This window comes from Marinoscillum furvescens DSM 4134 (assembly GCF_003386095.1).
Lineage (GTDB): Bacteria > Bacteroidota > Bacteroidia > Cytophagales > Cyclobacteriaceae > Marinoscillum > Marinoscillum furvescens.
The window spans coordinates 197398-215718 of record NZ_QREG01000005.1 but is presented as its reverse complement, the minus strand read 5'-3'; the positions used below and the strand labels follow the sequence as shown (position 1 = coordinate 215718).

General features: G+C 45.8%; 11 protein-coding genes and 1 tRNA gene. 4 read left to right on the top strand and 8 right to left on the bottom strand.

Going from position 1 to position 18321, the window contains the following annotated elements:
• Positions 1–3: 3 nt before the first annotated feature.
• The 5 genes from C7460_RS07780 to C7460_RS07760 form a co-directional block, all read right to left on the bottom strand.
• Positions 4–1959, bottom strand: coding sequence for a fibronectin type III domain-containing protein (locus tag C7460_RS07780; RefSeq protein ID WP_147302883.1), 1956 nt, complete (start codon positions 1957–1959; stop codon positions 4–6).
• Positions 1960–2284: 325 nt separating this feature from the next.
• Positions 2285–4279: an OmpA family protein gene (locus C7460_RS07775; RefSeq protein WP_115867529.1), complete on the bottom strand. Its 1995-nt coding sequence runs from the start codon at positions 4277–4279 to the stop codon at positions 2285–2287.
• Between the two features lie 97 nt (positions 4280–4376).
• Complete coding sequence (locus tag C7460_RS07770; protein ID WP_115867528.1) at positions 4377–4859, bottom strand: hypothetical protein; 483 nt, start codon at positions 4857–4859, stop codon at positions 4377–4379.
• Between the two features lie 9 nt (positions 4860–4868).
• The gene (locus tag C7460_RS07765; protein WP_185148291.1) at positions 4869–5669 is read right to left on the bottom strand and encodes a (Fe-S)-binding protein; all 801 of its coding nucleotides are present in this window, start codon (positions 5667–5669) and stop codon (positions 4869–4871) included.
• A 28-nt stretch (positions 5670–5697) separates the two neighbouring features.
• Positions 5698–7023: a (Fe-S)-binding protein gene (locus C7460_RS07760; protein ID WP_115867526.1), complete on the bottom strand. Its 1326-nt coding sequence runs from the start codon at positions 7021–7023 to the stop codon at positions 5698–5700.
• A gap of 83 nt (positions 7024–7106) precedes the next feature.
• On the opposite strand from C7460_RS07760, the gene C7460_RS07755 reads away from it, so the two are divergent.
• From C7460_RS07755 to C7460_RS07735, 4 genes are all read left to right on the top strand, one after another.
• Positions 7107–7179: transfer RNA gene (locus C7460_RS07755), tRNA-Phe, on the top strand.
• A 964-nt stretch (positions 7180–8143) separates the two neighbouring features.
• A complete protein-coding gene (locus C7460_RS07745) occupies positions 8144–12178 on the top strand; it encodes a CHAT domain-containing protein (protein ID WP_115867524.1) in 4035 nt (1344 codons plus the stop codon).
• Positions 12179–12184: 6 nt separating this feature from the next.
• The gene (locus C7460_RS07740; protein ID WP_115867523.1) at positions 12185–14320 is read left to right on the top strand and encodes an OmpA family protein; all 2136 of its coding nucleotides are present in this window, start codon (positions 12185–12187) and stop codon (positions 14318–14320) included.
• Between the two features lie 12 nt (positions 14321–14332).
• A complete protein-coding gene (locus tag C7460_RS07735) occupies positions 14333–16549 on the top strand; it encodes a hypothetical protein (RefSeq protein ID WP_147302882.1) in 2217 nt (738 codons plus the stop codon).
• 23 nt (positions 16550–16572) lie between these two features.
• Here the strand turns inward: C7460_RS07735 and C7460_RS07730 are convergent, their stop codons facing one another.
• From C7460_RS07730 to C7460_RS07720, 3 genes are read right to left on the bottom strand one after another with little or no spacing between them, the layout of a single operon-like run.
• Complete coding sequence (locus tag C7460_RS07730; RefSeq protein ID WP_245986242.1) at positions 16573–17355, bottom strand: pseudouridine synthase; 783 nt, start codon at positions 17353–17355, stop codon at positions 16573–16575.
• On the bottom strand, positions 17345–17935 hold the full coding sequence (gene scpB / locus C7460_RS07725; protein WP_115867520.1) for an SMC-Scp complex subunit ScpB: 591 nt from the start codon (positions 17933–17935) through the stop codon (positions 17345–17347). Before scpB ends, C7460_RS07730 begins: the two co-directional genes overlap by 11 nt.
• Entirely contained in the window at positions 17935–18315 is a 381-nt protein-coding gene (locus tag C7460_RS07720; protein WP_115867519.1) for a TraR/DksA family transcriptional regulator, read from the bottom strand. The genes scpB and C7460_RS07720 overlap by 1 nt, the downstream gene beginning before the upstream one ends.
• Positions 18316–18321 lie beyond the last annotated feature (6 nt).

Here is an 18321-nt window from a genome sequence, read left to right as displayed (position 1 = left end):
ATTTCAATTGGTGTTAAAAGGGTGTTTTTGTGAGTAAATCACTTCACCAGATGGTGTGTATGCTCGCACCTGATAGAAGTATGCATCCCCTTTTTTCACATGGTCGGTATATTCAGTTTGGTTCTTTATGATTCCGGAAATAGGCTTAATAGATCGTTCGGTTGTACCCCGGTACACGATATATCCTTTAACAGGCACCTTGAGCTCATTCCATTGCAGTTTGTTAATCTTCTTACGCTTTTTCGTTTTCAGACTCAGCTCTAGGCTAGCCTCTACAGGCTCTAGCACCTGATTCCTGGCAAAGGCCGGGACTGAATAGTTGGATTCATTGCCTGTGGAGTCTACTGCCGACAGTCGGTAGAAGTAATCTTCATTTGCTTCCGCTGACCGATCGATGTATCGAAAAGAATAGGAAGGAAGCAGTCGTTGATTGACTTGAATAAAGTTTTGCTGTGAAGAGTCTGAACGATAAATGTGATATCCGGCCAAATCAGGCTCTACATTGGACGTCCAGTGAACGACCACTCCCTCTGCTGTATAAGTGATCTGCTCAATGAAAGGCTGCTCTGGTGGCGTGACATCTGGCAGCACTGCTGTAGCAAAATCAGATGGTGGGCTTCTATTGAAGGATGTGTCTACAGCCACTACATAGTAGTAAAACTCATTTTTAACATTCTCTGGGAGCTGCTGCTCAAAGAAGTTAGTATCCAAAGGGTCGGCTGTTAGCAACAGGTATTCCCCGGGAGTGTCGGCATCTACAGTTCTAAAGAGCAAATACCCCTGAAGATCTGGCTCTATGTTGGCCTTCCACTGAAGCACAAACCTGCCCGTATCTGAGGTTATGGTAAGACCTGATGGCTTATTCGGAGGAATAACATCCTGAACATCTACGAACGCCCGGTTGGAGTGCGATACATTGTTGGCATGGTCCAAAGCCTCAATTTTGTAGTAATATGGCCCTGGAATACTGAGCTTCTCCTGATAGGTCTGTATATCCACTCCTAGTAGGTCTTTATTGACTTGCTCGAATGGCCCCTCACTAAACCTACTCCTAAGCACATTTACGCCTTTTAGGTCGGGTGCTTTTGGGTTTTCCCACTGTAGTTTCACCTCCAGAGTATCCGCCACACCTTCCAGCCCTTTGGGCATGTCTGGTGGCGTCACATCGTCTAATGTCAAAGTAATGGGATCTGACAACTCAGTAGTAGCTCCGAAATAATCCACTCCTTCGAGGGTAACTTGATAACTGGTTTGCTCTTCTAGTCCTCCCAACTTGTACATTGGATTTGGGTAGACCAGATTTCCTACGCTATCAGGCACCATGCTGAGCATCACAGGCTCATTGTTTGCCTTTATGCGTTCACCCCCTTCTTGCTGGTAGTAAATGTTGACTGCATAAAACCGCTCTGGCTGTTGCTCCCAGTTAATTTCAACAATTTTTCTTTGCTGGTAAACCTCCACACCTTCCACGGAAGCATCCTTTTGGTAGGGGCCAGCTACTATAGATGTAGTACCTATATTGATCTCATTTCCAGAGGCCAATTGAGTCACTCGATACTCATAGCTATACCCTGACTGGACATCATAATCAATCCAATAAATTCCCAGAAAATCAGCAAAAGGTGTGCTCTCAAACGACTTTAGAAGCAGGTTTAACTGCAAGACTGGTTCTCGCTCCAAATCTTCAGGACTGTTGGCAACCTCTACGAAGAAGGTAAGCTCGTCATCCTGTGCAAGTACATTTTGTGGAATCCCTGATTTCTTAATAATTGGGGATGGGTTCAGTTTCTTCCACGATGCATTTCCTGGAGTTCTTCTGTAGATATTGAACCCTTCTGAATTAAAAATATCCTTCGAAAACCATTTCAACTCAATGGCTGAATGCTCCTGAAGATTCTCTGGATGGTTCCTCGAAAAGAGATAGGATTGCTGGGCATTTCCGATGTAGGGCAACATCATAAACACCCCTACTATCAGTGAGTGTAAGGTGGTCTTTGAACCAGGGAGTATGGCTTTTTTAGTGTGAGTTTTGCATACTATTTCCCTGATCACCAAGACATACGTCTTCGGTAAGGCAATCATTGTCGGCTAGGTCGGCTATAACGTTAGGTTCTTAATGTACCGTCAAGTTTAAGAACCAAAATCAACTAATCAAAACAAAAAAGTTAAAATTCGTTGATTTTTATGCCACCTACCTCGTGTGACTCTTTCATCAGCATGTTACCTCAAAACGTGACCTGGGATTTCGGCGGCATACTCCAGGCATGGCTACAAAAAACAGAGCTTAAGAATCGCCTAGTTCATCGTCATCGAAAAAACGATCATATTCATCGGATTCGTCTACAGGAGGAAGATCATCTTCTGTTTCGCGCGGATCATAGCGCAACACCTTAAACTCCGTCCGACGGTTGCGCTGATGTTGTTCTTCAGTAGTAGCATTGGGAACTATGAGCTGCGTTTCACCATAACCTTTTGCGACGATTCGCTCTGGATCTATGCCGTGCTGAATAATGTACTGCACTGCAGACTGAGCTCTTCGCTGTGACAGCTCCATATTGTAAGCGTCATCAGCGCGCGCATCGGTATGAGAACCCAACTCAATAAAAATGTCTGGATTGTCTTGCATGATGGTCACCAGGCTATCCAAAACCACTGCTGCATCTGGGCGAATATTGGCCTTATCCAGATCATAGTAAATATTGTTGAGCACTATTGGCTTTTCCAGCACGATACGATCCATCATGATCTCTGTCTCAAAAGTCACATTGGTGATAAATTCTGTAAGCGTTTCTTTAGCTACTGATTTTCCAATCGTAGAAAACTCCTTTCGCGTGGTAAAGTAATCTGTTTTCTCCCCGATCAGATTGTAATGCTCCTCTGCATAAACTCTAAACCTGAACGCACCATCTTCCCCTGAAAACACTTCATCCAACACTTCTCCTTCATCAGAAACCAGTGCGATTTTAGTATTGGGAAGAATGATTTTTTCACCTGCATCATCCGTAGTATAGGTATTTCCTTTTACGAAATAATTGACCACTTTGAGGTCCGGATCTTCATTCACAAAAGTGTAGATATCGTCATCTCCTTTGCCACCTGGCCTATTGGAGCTAAAAAAACCTCTGGTAAGGTCAAACTGATATAATGAAAAGTCATCGGATGCAGAGTTCATTGGTTGCCCCAAATTCTCTACGGTGATTTTTCCGCGCCTGCGTGTAGCTACAAAAATGTCAAGGTTTCCAAACCCGGCATGCCCATCCGAAGCGAAATACATCCTTCCATCGTCAGAAACAAACGGGAACATTTCATCTCCCGGAGTATTGATTTGTGGCCCCAGGTTCTGCACATCTACCCACCTGCCGCGGCGATTGAGCTGTGCCGAATAGATGTCTGCACCACCATAGCCTCCAGCTCGTGTACTGGAAAAATACAGCGTGGTACCATCAGGAGTAAGTGCCGGGGTACTGTCCCAAGCATCCGGATCATTGATACTGAGTGGCCTTGGCTCGAGCCATTTACCGTTACGGAAGCGAGTAAAATACAGATTCACTTCGTTGTTTCCAGTGGCTTTTCCTGTATTGCCCTTGGCATAGATGATGGACATTCCATTGCTGGAAATGGCAACTGTGCCTTCATTTACCTCAGCATGATTGATAATATCTGGAAGTGCTTCCAGGGTACGAATGCTCACGTTGGCTCCTTTGGTTCGTACTCTGTACAAATCCGTAAAAGGCGTCCCAGTAGTACCATATATTTTCCCTCCCTGGCGATTAGAGGTAAAGTACAAGTAGCCATTTACATATACGGGAGCATATTCTGCGTATTCGGTATTGAGCTCATCCAGCTCCTTAATTCGAAAATAGTTGGTTTCTGCCTCTATGATTCCAATCCTATCCAGGTTGTCCAGTTCTATTTGTGCCAGTTCTTTGAACTTGGCCTCACCCCCCGGGCTGGTCACAAATTCTCGAAGCAAATTCTCTGCTGCGTCGTAGCGCTGATTCGCTTTAAGTGATCGAGCATAGTAATACTCCAGGCCAGCCTCATCGCTGCCCGCTTTTCTGGCGGCATCATAATAAGGTGCTGCTTCTTTCAGTCGATTTGACTTACGGTATGCCTCTGCCAGCATAAAATTTTGCCGCGCATCATCCGGCTTCAAACCTTTTTTGAGCAATTCTATAGCCTGATCATACTTCCCACTTTCAAAATTACTTTGGGCCAGCTTTTCGGTACATGCCGACAGTAGGCATACAGATAGCAGGATATAGATCAATTGCTTCATAAGAGTCGCTAATGAGTATTTGGTCTAAAAGTAAACGAAAAATTAAGGATAATTGATCTCAACAGAAGGGTTAGCATCAATTCTTCTTTGCTTCGAATCAAAAATAACGACTCACCCAGGTATCACCAGCTGGTTGCACCCACCTTGTTTTCCACTCTCCTGCATTCGTGAGGGTATTGTCAAAAACCTGAGTGTCAGGCTTTACTTCCCCACTCAAAACCGCTTGTTTCAACTGATTGAAGGCGTAGGTTTTCACCTCACCGTCGGCGAGAAATGCAACTTGAGTCCGATCCAGCAAGGAAAGCCCGGTTTGCTGCTCTATTTGGCGTATGACATTTACAGACGCATCTATGCTGCAGCCGCTGGCCTGATGCATAGACTCATCCACGGCCAAAACTATAAATTGATCATGTACGATGCTAAAAGTAGCCACCAGCTGTTGGCCGTGCGCTGCCCACTGGCCTGTAAATGCGCTGAGCTGCTCATTGATCAATGCTTTTTGATCTGCTGTAAATCGCTGATTTGCCTGATATACCCATACCCGAGCATGATCGGGCATTTCATGAATTGCTGTTTCCATGTGCCAAATTTAGCCATTTAAACCCTCTGCTTCTGCAATGAGTTCCGCCAAATCGCGCACTTTTACTTCGGATTCCTTTTCCTTGTTTTTCACACCGTCAGACATCATGGTCATACAAAAAGGACAAGCCACCGCAATTGTGCCCGCTCCAGTTTCCAGGGCTTCTTCGGTACGCTCAATGTTGACTTCTTTTTTACCCGGCTCTGCGTCTTTAAACATCTGAGCACCGCCAGCTCCACAGCACAGCCCCTTCGTTTTGCAGCGCTTCATTTCTACCAGCTCAGCATCCAATGCCTCCAGCACCTCCCTGGGAGCAGAGTAGACATTGTTGGCCCGCCCCAAAAAGCAGGAGTCATGATAGGTAATCTTTTTCCCCTTAAACTCACCCCCACCAGCAAGCTTCACCTTGCCTTCGTTGATGAGCTGCTGCAAAAATGTGGAGTGGTGGATGACTTCATATTCGCCCCCCAACTCTGGATATTCATTTTTTAAGGTATTGAAGCAGTGTGGACAAGCCGTCACAATCTTTTGCACACCATATCCATTCATCACCTGTATATTGGCCATGGCCTGCATCTGAAAGAGAAATTCATTTCCTGCTCGCCGCGCAGGGTCTCCTGTACAGGTTTCTTCGGGCCCCAAGACAGCAAAGCTCACACCTACTTTGTTCAGTATTTTCACAAAAGCCTTAGTTACATTCTTGTATCTATCATCATAAGATCCGGCACATCCTACCCAAAAAAGCACCTCTGGGGTTTCTCCTTTGGCAGCCATATCAGCCATTGTGGGGATTTGTATTGATTCAGCCATAATTGGATTGTTGTTCTAAAGGTTGTAATTATTTTTCGTTGATTTCCTGCGCCCAGTTGAAACGGTCTGTGGGGGCAAACTTCCATGGAGCAAAATTGGTCTCCACGTTTTGAAACATCATATTCCACGACTGTGGAGCAGCGGACTCCTCCATAGCCACATAACGGCGCATCTGCAAAATGATATCGAGCGGATTAATGGTCACAGGGCAGGCTTCTACACAGGCATTGCAGCTAGTGCAGGCATTAAGTTCCTCTTTGGAGATATAGTCACCCAAAAGTGATTTACCATCTTCCAGACCTTTTCCTCCTTTTTGCAAGGAAAGGCCCACATCTTCCATACGATCTCGGGTATCCATCATGATTTTCCGAGGTGACAGTTTCTTACCCGTGATATTGGCAGGGCACTCTGCGGTACATCGCCCACATTCGGTACAGGCATAAGCATCCATCAGGTTTTTCCAGCTCAGGTCGTTGACGTCTTTGGCCCCAAACTTCATACCCTCCGGTGGAGGAGAAGCTTCCTCACCAGTGTTCATGCCCAGCATTATCTTCACCTCGTTGGTAATCTCCTGCATATTGTTCATTTTCCCTTTAGGCTCCAGCCTGCTGTAGTAGGTGTTTGGAAATGCCAAAAAGATGTGCAAATGCTTAGAGTAGGTAACATACACAGCAAAAGCAAAAATGCCTACGATATGAAACCACCAGGCAGCACGCTCCATGATCACCAGGGTACTTTCTGAAAACCCATCAAAAAAGTCTACAAACATTCCGCTGATGAGAAAAGTACCCGTCTGCGCATAGTTGGCATTGCCCAGATCTTGAAGCACCAGATCTGTGGCATTCATGGTGAGTATGGCTTTCATTAGTACGATCTCGATGATCAGGATGAGATTAGCATCTAGCGTGGGCCACCCTTTCATTTCTATTTTATGAAACCGGGGGATTTTGGTCACATTTCTACGAATCAAAAAGACCACACATGAAAATATCACCAATAAAGCGAGCACTTCGAAAAAGGAAATCAGAAAAGTGTAGAATCCTCCCAAGAACGGAGCAAACACCCGATGCGTACCCAGTAGGCCATCCAGTATGATTTCGAGTACTTCGATATTGATGAGAATAAAGCCCACATATATCAGCAAATGCAAAAATGCTGGCAGAGGCTTTTTAAACATCTTTTGCTGACCAAATGCTACCAGCAACATCTGCCGCAGGCGATCACCCTTGCGATCATCGATCTGTTGATCACGTCCGAGCTGAATGTTTTTTTTGATGCGGGTGATCCTCTTGTAAAGAAGAAAACCAAAGAATCCGAGTATGACCACAAAGGCCAATTGTGAGATGATTGTCATGGGGTTATAATGTTGTTATTATTTTCAGTAAAAATAATTTGCACGTTTTAAAAGTTTGTCTAGTTTTGCACACCGTTTAACACGGTGCTGTAGCTCAGTTGGTAGAGCATCGGACTGAAAATCCGTGAGTCGGTGGTTCGAGCCCACTCAGCACCACCTTTCAAAACCCTGGTTCTTTTTGAATCAGGGTTTTTTTGTACCCTATCAAAATCCATGAGGCGGTGGCTGGAGCGCCAGCCCGGTCGAGACCACTCAGCACCACCTTTCGAAACCCTGGTTCTTTTTGAATCAGGGTTTTTTTCTACCCTATCAAAACCCGTGAGACGGTGGCTGGAGCGCCAGCCCGGTCGAACCCACTCAGCACCACCTTTCGAAACCCTGGTTCTTTTTGAATCAGGGTTTTTTTGTATCCTATCAAAATCCGTGAGGCGGTGGCTGGAACGCCAGCCCGGTCGAGCACACTCTGCAACACCTTGCAAAACACTGGTTCTTTTTGAATCAGGGTTATTTTGTACCCTATCAAAATCCGTGAGGCGGTGGCTGGTACGCCAGCCCGGTCGAACCCACTCTGTAACACCTTGCAACACACTAGTTCTTTTTGAATCAGGTTTTTTTTCTACCCTATCAAAACCCGTGAGACGGTGGCCGGAACGCCAGCTCGGTCGAACCCACTCTGTAACACCTTGCAACACACTAGTTCTTTTTGAATCAGGTTTTTTTTCTACCCTATCAAAACCCGTGAGACGGTGGCTGGAACGCCAGCCCGGTCGAACCCACTCTGCAACACCTTGCGCATCCATGAATGGGTAATGACTGGCATTTTTGATAGCCCGCTTTTCAATCGACGCTGTTTTTAGAACAGACTCTTCTGAGATTACCTCTGTTAGACTAAGATTGATCTTCATGCAACATCAATTTAATGATTGATCGTGAATATACTAAATGACAAGAATTTAGTATGCATGCATACTATTTTATTTTTGATCACATCCTAATTAAACCAATCCATCCTGAACTTGATACCTCAAAGGAGGTATTTTGAAAAAGCAAGCGCCTTTCACCTTCATAAGAGCGCAATAATTTCCTAAATTCACTACTCACTAACTAACCTAACAAAATCGTGAACAGACTTTTGCTGAGTCTTACACTTGGGCTAGCTGTATCCATAGCCCAGGGCCAGGACTGGGCGCAAGCTTTTCAACAGTCCGTAGACCTCTACAATGACTACCAGTCAGAAGAGGCTCGAACTGCTGCTGAAAAAGCTTTAACACTTTTAGAGCAAGCCCAACCCTCAGCCTCAAAAAACAAAGCTGCCATTCTACGACAGCTGTCCATCATTTGCTACGACCTCACCGACGATGCTGCAGCGCTTTCTTATGCTCAAGATGAAGTGGAAATCCTACTGAGCTTAGGCGAAAAAAATACCAACTACGCACTCGCACTTCAAAACCTGGCGGTCATACGAATGGCACGTAGTGAATACGGTGTAGCTGAACCACTACTAACAGAATCCCTGGAAGTAACACGCACCTTTCACTCGGACGACAGCTATGAGGTAGCCACTATGCAGGGCAATCTGGCCATCGCAAAATTTCAACTCAAAAAAGATGAAGAAGCACTAGCACTTTTTCAAAAGGCTGTAACCACCATGCGAACGTTTGAAGAACTCGATGGTGACTATCTCAACATCATTTACAACTATGGTGCATTGCTTTCAGCAAAAGGCAAGTTTAAAGAGGCTCTCAGCTACTATCAGGAGCTAGAAGACTACTATAGCTATGATAAACCAAACGGTGAGTATGGTCGTATTTTGATAAAAATAGGCGACGCACTCGACGAGCTAGGTCGATTTGCAGATGCTACCCAAAAATACCAGCTCGCTAAAGAAAACTTTGAGCAGCTACAACAAACTGACGATGAAGCCTATGGCATAGCGCTAAACAACCTGGTCATCGACCTACAGAAAACGGGACAGTTTGCTAAAGCACTGAATCTGTCGGAAAACCTCCTTCGGGTAAAAGAAGCAGACCAAGCAAACGGCCTCCGCTCTTATGCACACGCACTGATTACACATGCCAACCTCCTGATTAGAAGTGGCGGCTCAGATGATGCCAGAGACTTGTTGCTAAAGGCAGATTCTATCTATGCAGAGGAGCAATTCGAGAAAGATGAAGCATTTGCACTGGCTCAGGAAAGCCTGGGTAGCATATACCTAAGCGAAGGCAATTTCAGTGAGGCCTCACAGCTAGTCCAAAAAGCCCTGGAAATTGCTGAGAAAAATGAATTAAACGACATTATTTACACACTGTATAACCTGCAAGCTCGTGTACTTCTGAGGCAAGCCAAGTACCAGGAGGCAGAATTAGCTGCTCAAAAAGCATTAACCAGCAGCGAGGAAAAATTTGGACCTGATGCGCTCAAAACAGCCTACATACATAACACACTAGCTACCATCTACACCCAGCAGGGCAAGTATGCACAAGCAGATCAAAGCATCCAGAAAATCTTACCCATCTTCAAAAAAAGCTTTGGAGAAGATCACCCTGAATATGCGATAGTGCTTACCAACTACTCCTCACTGCTGCAGCTTCAAGGAAACTATTATGCAGCCGAGCACCATTTGCTTAATGCAGAAGAAATCAAACGCAAGGCATTTGGCCCACAAAACGCCGACTACCTCACCACCCTTGAAAATCTGGCCTTGCTCTACCTACACACTGCTCGCTACACAGACGCCCTGGATTTGCTACAGCAAATCAAAAGCACTAAAGAGCAAACTTTGCCTCCCAACGACCCTTCTTTAGCCTATACACTATCCAATTTAGGCACGGTGAAGAAGCAACTTGCCGACTATGGTGAAGCTGAAAAGCTGCTAAAAAAAGCACAGAGTATTTACGCTCAGTCTTTGGGTGAAGACCACATCGCTCAGGCCAACGTGAGCAACAGCCTGGCACTTCTATATCAAAAAATGGGCAATCTGGACGCTGCAAAACCCTTATTCGGAAAGGCACTATCCATCTATGAACAGACCATGGGTCGCCACTCTCCAGACTATGCTACTGCATTGGAAAACCTGGCTACCCTACATCAGCTGGAAGAAGATTACACCACAGCCCGTGAGCTACTGGAAGAAGCACTTGAGATCGATGAAGCCATCCTGGGCACTCATCATCCGTTGTACTCAAAAACCCTACACAACCTGGCTAGCGTCTATGAAGAAGAAGAAAACTACGAGCAGTCGCGCGAGCTTTACCTCAAAGCATTGGATATCGATCGGCAGACATTTGGAGAGCAGCATCCTTCCTATGCCAGCACCCTTTACAACCTGGCCACCCTGGAACAAGAACTAGAAAACTACGAACAAGCCCTCTTGCATTACCGAAAAGTGGTAGAGATCAGAAAAAATGTATTAGGGACCAATCATCCAGACTATGCATTTGCTCTCTATGGGCTGGCCTCCATTCTCCACAAGACTGGGCAATTTGAAGAGGCGGAGCCACTATTCGCTCAGGTCACCAACCAGTACCTGGACTTTATCCAAAAATATTTTCCCTCACTTAGCGAAAACGAGAAAAGTGCCTTTTACAGCAAAATCAAACCTGTATTTGAGTCGTACATAGAATTTGCCGTAGAGTACAACCTACTTCAAAAAGGCACCTCCGAACAACAGCAGGCGCTCGTAGGACAAATCTATAACTTGCAGCTGGCCACTAAGGCCCTCCTGCTCAACGCTACCAACAAGGTTCGAAACACGATTCTCAGCAGCAATGACCCAGAACTTGTAGGGTTGTTTAACGAATGGCTCAGCCTCAAAGAACGTATCGTAAAAGCCTACAACATGAGTCAGGAAGAGCTTGCTCAAAGCGACATTTCTATCGCTAACCTGGAAAGCCAGGCCAATGATACCGAAAAAGAACTTTCACTTAAATCAGCAGCATTTGCCAGCACCTTTGAGCAGCAGCAGCCTACCTGGCAAAAAGTAGCCACAAGCCTGACGCAGGACCAAATGGCTATAGAAATCATCCGGGTTAAGAAAAAAATGAAAGCAGACTCTGTGCTGTACGTAGGTTTGATACTCAGCTCTGACACATCTACTGCTCCACGACTGGTTGTAAAAGCCGATGGGGCACACATGGAAAACAAGGGGTTTAAAACCTACAAAAACTCCATCGTGTACAAAGTGAAGGATATGCGATCCTACGACACCTTTTGGAAACCTTTCGACGAGACGATAAACGATGATATCAAGACAATTTACCTATCTGCAGATGGCGTACTCAATAAAGTGAACCTGGCTACCCTTTACAATCCAAAGGGCGATTCTTACATAATAGACCGATATAAGGTGCGCCTGCTTAGCAATACACGAGAATTGACCGAGTACCAGGCCAGTGGTGATTCGGACAATAGAATGACCCTGTTTGGCTATCCGCAGTACCAACTAGACGAGTCTTCCAAAGGCAGGGGCAGTCTATTGCTGGCTGGCAGCAATACCGAGCGTAGTTTTGGAGAAGAGATCTCTTTGCTCCCCGGAACACTGGAAGAGGTAAAATCTATCCAAAACATGGCTAATTCTGCCACCTGGCAAAATGAACTCTTTCTAGAAAAAGAAGCCAATGAAGCCAACATCAAGAACATAACGAGCCCCAAAGTACTGCATATCGCTACGCACGGCTTTTTTCTGGAAGACCTGCCTGAGATAGATGATGAAGCAGGGCTGGCTAGTCGCAACGCACGATTTAACCCACTACTTCGATCAGGACTACTGCTTGCCGGCGCACAAAATACCATGAAAAATGAAGATATACCTGGAGGAGAAGATGGTATACTCACAGCCTATGAAGTAATGAATCTCCACCTGGACCAAACGTCTCTGGTGGTGATGTCGGCATGTGAAACCGGACTGGGGGAAGTAAAAAACGGTGAAGGAGTCTATGGGCTACAGCGTGCATTTATGGTAGCAGGGTGTGACAACCTCATCATGAGCCTTTGGAAAGTAAACGACCAAACCACTCAACTCCTAATGAGTCAGTTTTACAAGCACTGGCTCGGAGGAAAATCTAAGCTTGATGCTTTTAATCAAGCCATTTTATCTGTTCGATCACAGTATGCAGAGCCCTACTACTGGGGCGCATTTGTCATGCTAGGAAAGTAATATGCTATGAAACCAAACCAACTCAACCTAATTACTATCTGGACTATAGGACTCATGCTCTTTAGCTTTTGGGCCTCAGCTCAGATACCGGATACACTTCGGACTCATTCAGATACGATCAACTTCTTTAGATCCACTGCCCAGCCGATACCAGAACTCAACAGTGACAAGGTAGAATATGCACCATCAATTTCGGCTGATGGCCGAACGATGATCTTCGAGTCTAACCGCCAGGGGAAATACGAGCTGTTCGACTCACGCCTGGTCAATGGCTCCTGGACCGAGCCCAGACCCATCGATGCGATCAACAACTTCGGAGACTCTACTGACTTAATAGGGGGACCCAGCATCACCTTTGATGGCAACACGCTCTTTTTCTTTGCCTCTTTTCGCGGAGGTCATGGTAGTGAAGACATCTACTACTCGGTGCGTGACGGAGAGTCCTGGACGGAACCTAAAAACATTGGCGAACCTATCAATAGCGCAGGATACGAAGGCTTTCCATCGATCTCAGCTGATGGCAAAACCATGTATTTTGTAAGGCAAAAATTCGAACCACTAAGAGACAAAGAGCTCGCCAAAGCATGGGAAAACAAGGCGTGCTTTAGTCTGTATATGACCAAAAAACAACCTGATGGTAGCTGGGGAATACCCGAACTGCTGCCCTATCCTATCAATCAGGATTGTGAAAAAGCTCCCCGCATCATGGCCGATAACCGCACCCTCATCTTTGCTTCCAACAGACTGGGAGGAAGGGGCAATTTTGATCTTTACCAAACGCAGCTTACGGATATTGGCGATTGGAAATATCCCGTAGCACTAGAGTATGTAAACACCCCGGTAGCGGATCAGTTCTCGTCCATTTCTGCACAGGGTGATCTGCTCTACTATGTCTATGATGCCAGCGAAATCTATTCGGTGCAAATACCTCCTCACCTCAGGCAGTTTAAAAACATCATCATCCAGGGCTACATTACCGATGGCAATACGGGCGATGGTATAGCTGCAGAAATCGTAGTGTCAGATGCATTTACCTCCGGCGAACTGATGACCATCAACAACAACCCCAACGATGGACGATACACCGTGGTACTGGCCGTAGGTGGCAACTACAACATCGAAGTAAAAAAGAATGGCTATACGTCTCAGTCACTTTTCTACGATCTCTCTAATGAGAATGAATACAAAGAAATCGACCAGGACATCCAGCTGTATAACGCTGCCAGTCTCAACCTCAATATTTACGATGGAGATCTTTTCGAGCCAATACAGGCCAATATCAAAGTAAAAGAACAAGGAGCCTCTGATTTTCTCATGGACATAGAAAACACTGCAGATGGGCGAATTACATTAGACCTGCCACTCGGCAAACTGTATGAGATCATCGTGGACAAAGAGCATTTCGACAGTGAATTCTTTACGCTGGATGTATCGGGACTGGTAGTATACCCAGAATTTATACGAGATGTAGAAATGCTCCCGCACAAACGGGACTTGCAGATCAACGTGGCTGACCTGGTCAACAATGGTAAAATCCGATCACGAGTACGCATCCGAAACCGCAACCGGGATGAAGTCATCGATGTGGAAGGCAACGAAACCGTAGCCCTACGTGTGGGCGATCGCTATGAAATAGAAGCTACCAGTGATCAGGGCTATGCCTTTAACAGTACGGTGATTGATGTAAATCCTGATGAAACCATCATTAGCTCAGGAGATGGTACCACCGGAGGAGTCTCCGTCAGCACCGGAGATGCCATGCCAAGTCTGGAAATGAAACTCCAACCGCTTTTGGCTGGTGCCAACCTCACCCTCAAGGACATTCTTTTTGAGTCTAACTCTGACCAGCTCAATGAAATCTCCTACGATGAACTCCAGCGTGTGATCGACCTAATGAAGCAAAATGCAGGCATGAAAGTGGAGATAGCAGCGCATACGGATGATGTAGGCTCAGCCGCGTACAATGCCGCACTCTCCAACCGAAGAGCCCAAAGTGTGGTGAAATTTCTGATCGAAAATAAAATTCCGGAAGAGCGATTTGTGGCTCGCGGATACGGCGAAAGCCAACCCATTGTGCCGAACGACTCGGACGAAAACAAAGCCAAAAACCGACGCGTGGTTCTTAAAATTTTGGAAATCTAAATGCTCCCAATCATGAAAAAATATATCATCCTTTTCCTTATTTTGACTGGCCTGGGTGCGCATGCCCAAAAACTTGAAAAGTACGAAGATGTCTTACCCTCTATTCTGGCGTTGCCTCCAAGTGGAGCTTTGGCACAGCTGAAAATATACCTGGCAGAAGAGCCGGACAATGCGAGCATCTATCTCCAAATGGCCGTAATCTACGAAACGCGCTACAAAAACAGTGATCCTATAAAAGACTATGCCTACAAAGTAGGCAATGCCCGTGAAGCCTTGAAGGCATACGCCATCACGGAGCGGTTTATTACCGAAAAAGATGTCCGTAAAAATGAAGAACACTACTTCAACTTCGGGCAGCTAGACGATAAAGGTCGTGTAGAAGTGGAGTATGACACCATCAGCAGCCACATGGCCGCCATGAAGGAGGAGCTGCAGTCGTTTATAGACCATGCACCCACGATCTACGAAAAGTTCACCAAAAGCTTTAGCAGCTATGACCGTGCGCATAAAAAGGTTTCAGCCATTTTAGGCCAGTACACCACCTTTAAAGACCTTTACTTGCTGTATGGACCAGAAGTGGACGCTCAGTTTGAGGAGATCAAAACTGCCTACCAAAACTGCTTGAGCTTCTGGGAAGAGTACAAAGCTGCAACTCAGCAGTTTGACATTGGCTACAACCAGACACTGGACATACAACCTGTAAAAGTGTACCGTCTGGATGGGCTCGAATCCAAAATCAACTTCCTGCAGGACAAGGTGCACATTTGGGACTATGCGCAGTGGGTAGATGCTACCCGCGAGGCGATCAACACTGAAATCGATAAGCTGCGGACCGATCTGAGCGCAGAAAACATCCGGCTCAACCAGCGGCTGGAGCAAGCTACGCCAGACTTTATACGAGACCAGTTTGAACCTTTGCGCGTCTCCAAAGAAGTACTCTTTCAGCTTCGCAAATACGATCTGAATTCTGTCGTGGAGCCTATCTTTTTGTACAAAGCCAAAAAACACGAACTGATTTATCAGCAACTACAAAGCAACCAAATAGACACTACGGCTTCTGCAGACGAGAGCCGAAAGCTGTACCTCTATGGACAAATGATCAACCGAATAAAAGAGGCGGACACCCTACTGGCTAATATTGATAAGAAAAACACCCAGGAGTCCTTTGAAAAGTATACTGACTTCATTCGCATGCATTACCAAAACCAATCAGGCATCGTGGAGTTTGCTCAAACGGAACGCAATGAAAACCAAGAGACTAAAGGACAATATGTATCACAAATCCGATCGCGATTGGTCTCTCTTCTGGCCGCTGATTCGCTGGTAGAGGAGATCAAACACAAGCGAATGGAAATCCCACTGAATGAGCAACTGGCTGTAGATTACGAACAGCTAACTGCAGATCCTATCACCACACATCGCTTTAGAAACTTTGATGAATCACAGTTTATAGGGGGTATCCTAAAAAATGAAGATGAAGGTAAGGTTCAAGCCTATGTGGCGGGCATTACTGCAGATAATAAAGTGGGGTGGTACAACGACTACCTCTTGCAAATAGACAGTACAGCTGGATACGATTCCCACACGCGAGTTGGAGCCATGCAGGTAATTCCTGGTGGGTTGGCCGTGATCCTGCACGGAACCGATACGAACAACACCCACATCAACCATCTGCTACTTTTAGATGAGCAGGGCAAACCGACGCTCAGCAGAAGACTGTTACTCAACCAATACCCAAGAACAATTACTTACAATGAACGCACCAACAGCCTCCTCGTAACTTACAAAGGTGAAGATTACATCTCAGACATCTTTCAGCAAAGTGAGATGATCATAGCGAGCTATAGCATTCTGGGTGATTTACAATGGCAGCAGCGCATGAGCTATAAGGGAGAAATCACTAGTGTCACAAACCTGGATGATGGCTACCTGGTAGTAGGAAATTTCAACGAATTGAAAGGTCTGGATGGAAAAATACAGAGAGCAGGCAATCAAAACACGGACACAAAAATCTTTGCGCTAAAGGTGCAACCGGATGGTGCTCTTGATGACCTAAAAACTATTGCATCGGTCGCTAGTAGCTATAGCACCATCACCTACAAAGTCAGCGATGACTGTATCAACCTGTTTGGGATGAAAGGGCCCTATGAAAAACTACTATCCATCACTGAAGAACCGGAGCACATCATCATCACCAAAGACCTGGAAGTACTGGCAAGCTCACTTTAAAACCTATCGGAAGGAGGGGGAGATCATTTCCTCCTTCCCCCACTCAAGTGCTTAAGCTGGTTGATTTCTTTTGGAGAAAGGTGTCTGAACTTACCTCGGGGTAGGTTTTTCTTGGTCAAAGTGCCAAACATCACACGGTCCAGCTTTTCTACGCGATAGCCAAAATGCTCGAAGATTCGACGTACGATTCGGTTTCGACCGATGTGAATTTCGATCCCCAATACCGTTTTGTCATCCGTGATCACCGCCATCTCATCCGGAGTAGCCATGCCATCTTCCAGCTCCACACCAGAGAGTATCGCATCAAAATCCTGATTGGTGATTGGCTTATCCAGGGTCACCTGGTAAATTTTCTTGATTTGATAAGAAGGATGCGTAAGCCGTTTGGCCAGCTCACCATCATTGGTAAACAGGAGTAGCCCGGTGGTATTGCGATCCAGACGCCCTACGGGATAGATGCGCTCATCGCACGCGTTTTTTACCAGGTTCATTACCGTATTGCGACCATGAGGGTCTGATACAGTAGTGATGAAATCGTTCGGCTTATTCAAGAGTACGTATTGCAGCTTTTCGGCTTTCAGCGCCCGGCCCTCATACTCTACTTTGTCAGAGCGGTGGACTTTGAAGCCCATTTCGGTCACCACTTTGCCATTCACTTTCACCTTACCATCGGCAATGAGTACATCTGCTTCACGTCGTGAACACACACCCGCATCAGCTATGTACTTATTGAGGCGTACTTCCTGTGGTTTAGGAGTATATTTCTGTTTGCCTTTGCCAGGCCCTGAAGGTTTCTTACTTTTCATCTTTTTCTTGTTCTTCCTCCGCGTCTTCTTCCTTTCCGATGGCATTGTCATCCTGCACAAAATCTTTCGGTGTTGGCAGGTCCTTCAGTGAGTTGATTCCGAAGTAATCCATAAACTTATCATTGGTACCGTAGAGCATGGGCCTTCCTATTGTGTCGGCCTTGCCTTTGATCTCGATAAGTTCTTTTTCTAATAATTTATTGACCGCATAGTCGCAGTTTACCCCGCGAATCTGCTCGATATCTGTTTTAGTCACCGGCTGCTTGTAAGCAATAATCGCCAGGGTCTCCATGGCTGAGTTGGAGAGCCTTTTCTTGGATTGTTGCTTTAGCAAAATACTAATGCTCGCCTGATAAGCCGGCTTGGTGAGAAACTGAAATCCCCCTCCGCTTTTTACCAGTCCAAAAGAAAAGTCATCGGCATCATATTTTTTTTCCAGAATCTCCAGCCCTTGAGAAATGTCGTCAAGCGGCACATCCGCCTCAAACATTTCTTTCAAGCAAGCGTGAATTTCATCCGGGGTGATGGGCTTCGGTGAGCAAAACACCAACGCCTCAATATGATGAACGAGGTAATCCACTATTTTTTCTGATTGAGCTTTGCTTCTATAGAGTGCATGGTATGTGGCACCGCTCTGAGTCGCTCTTTGCTGATAAGTTTACCTGTATCTACACAGATTCCGTACGTGCCGTTTTTGATTCGGATGAGTGCCTTTTCCAGGTTATTGATAAATTTTTGCTGACGGCCTGCCAAAGTACTCAACTGCTCTTTTTCAGCAGTGTCTGCACCATCTTCCAGTGTTTTCACTGAGCTATGTGTAGCATCTGTGCCTTCGTCTGTATTCCTGGTAAGCGAACCCTTCAAGATTCTTAGTTCTTCACGAGCCTTCTCCAACTTCTCATTGATCAATTGCTCAAATTCCTTCAGTTCGTCTTCGGAATACATTGTCTTCTCAGCCATAATATT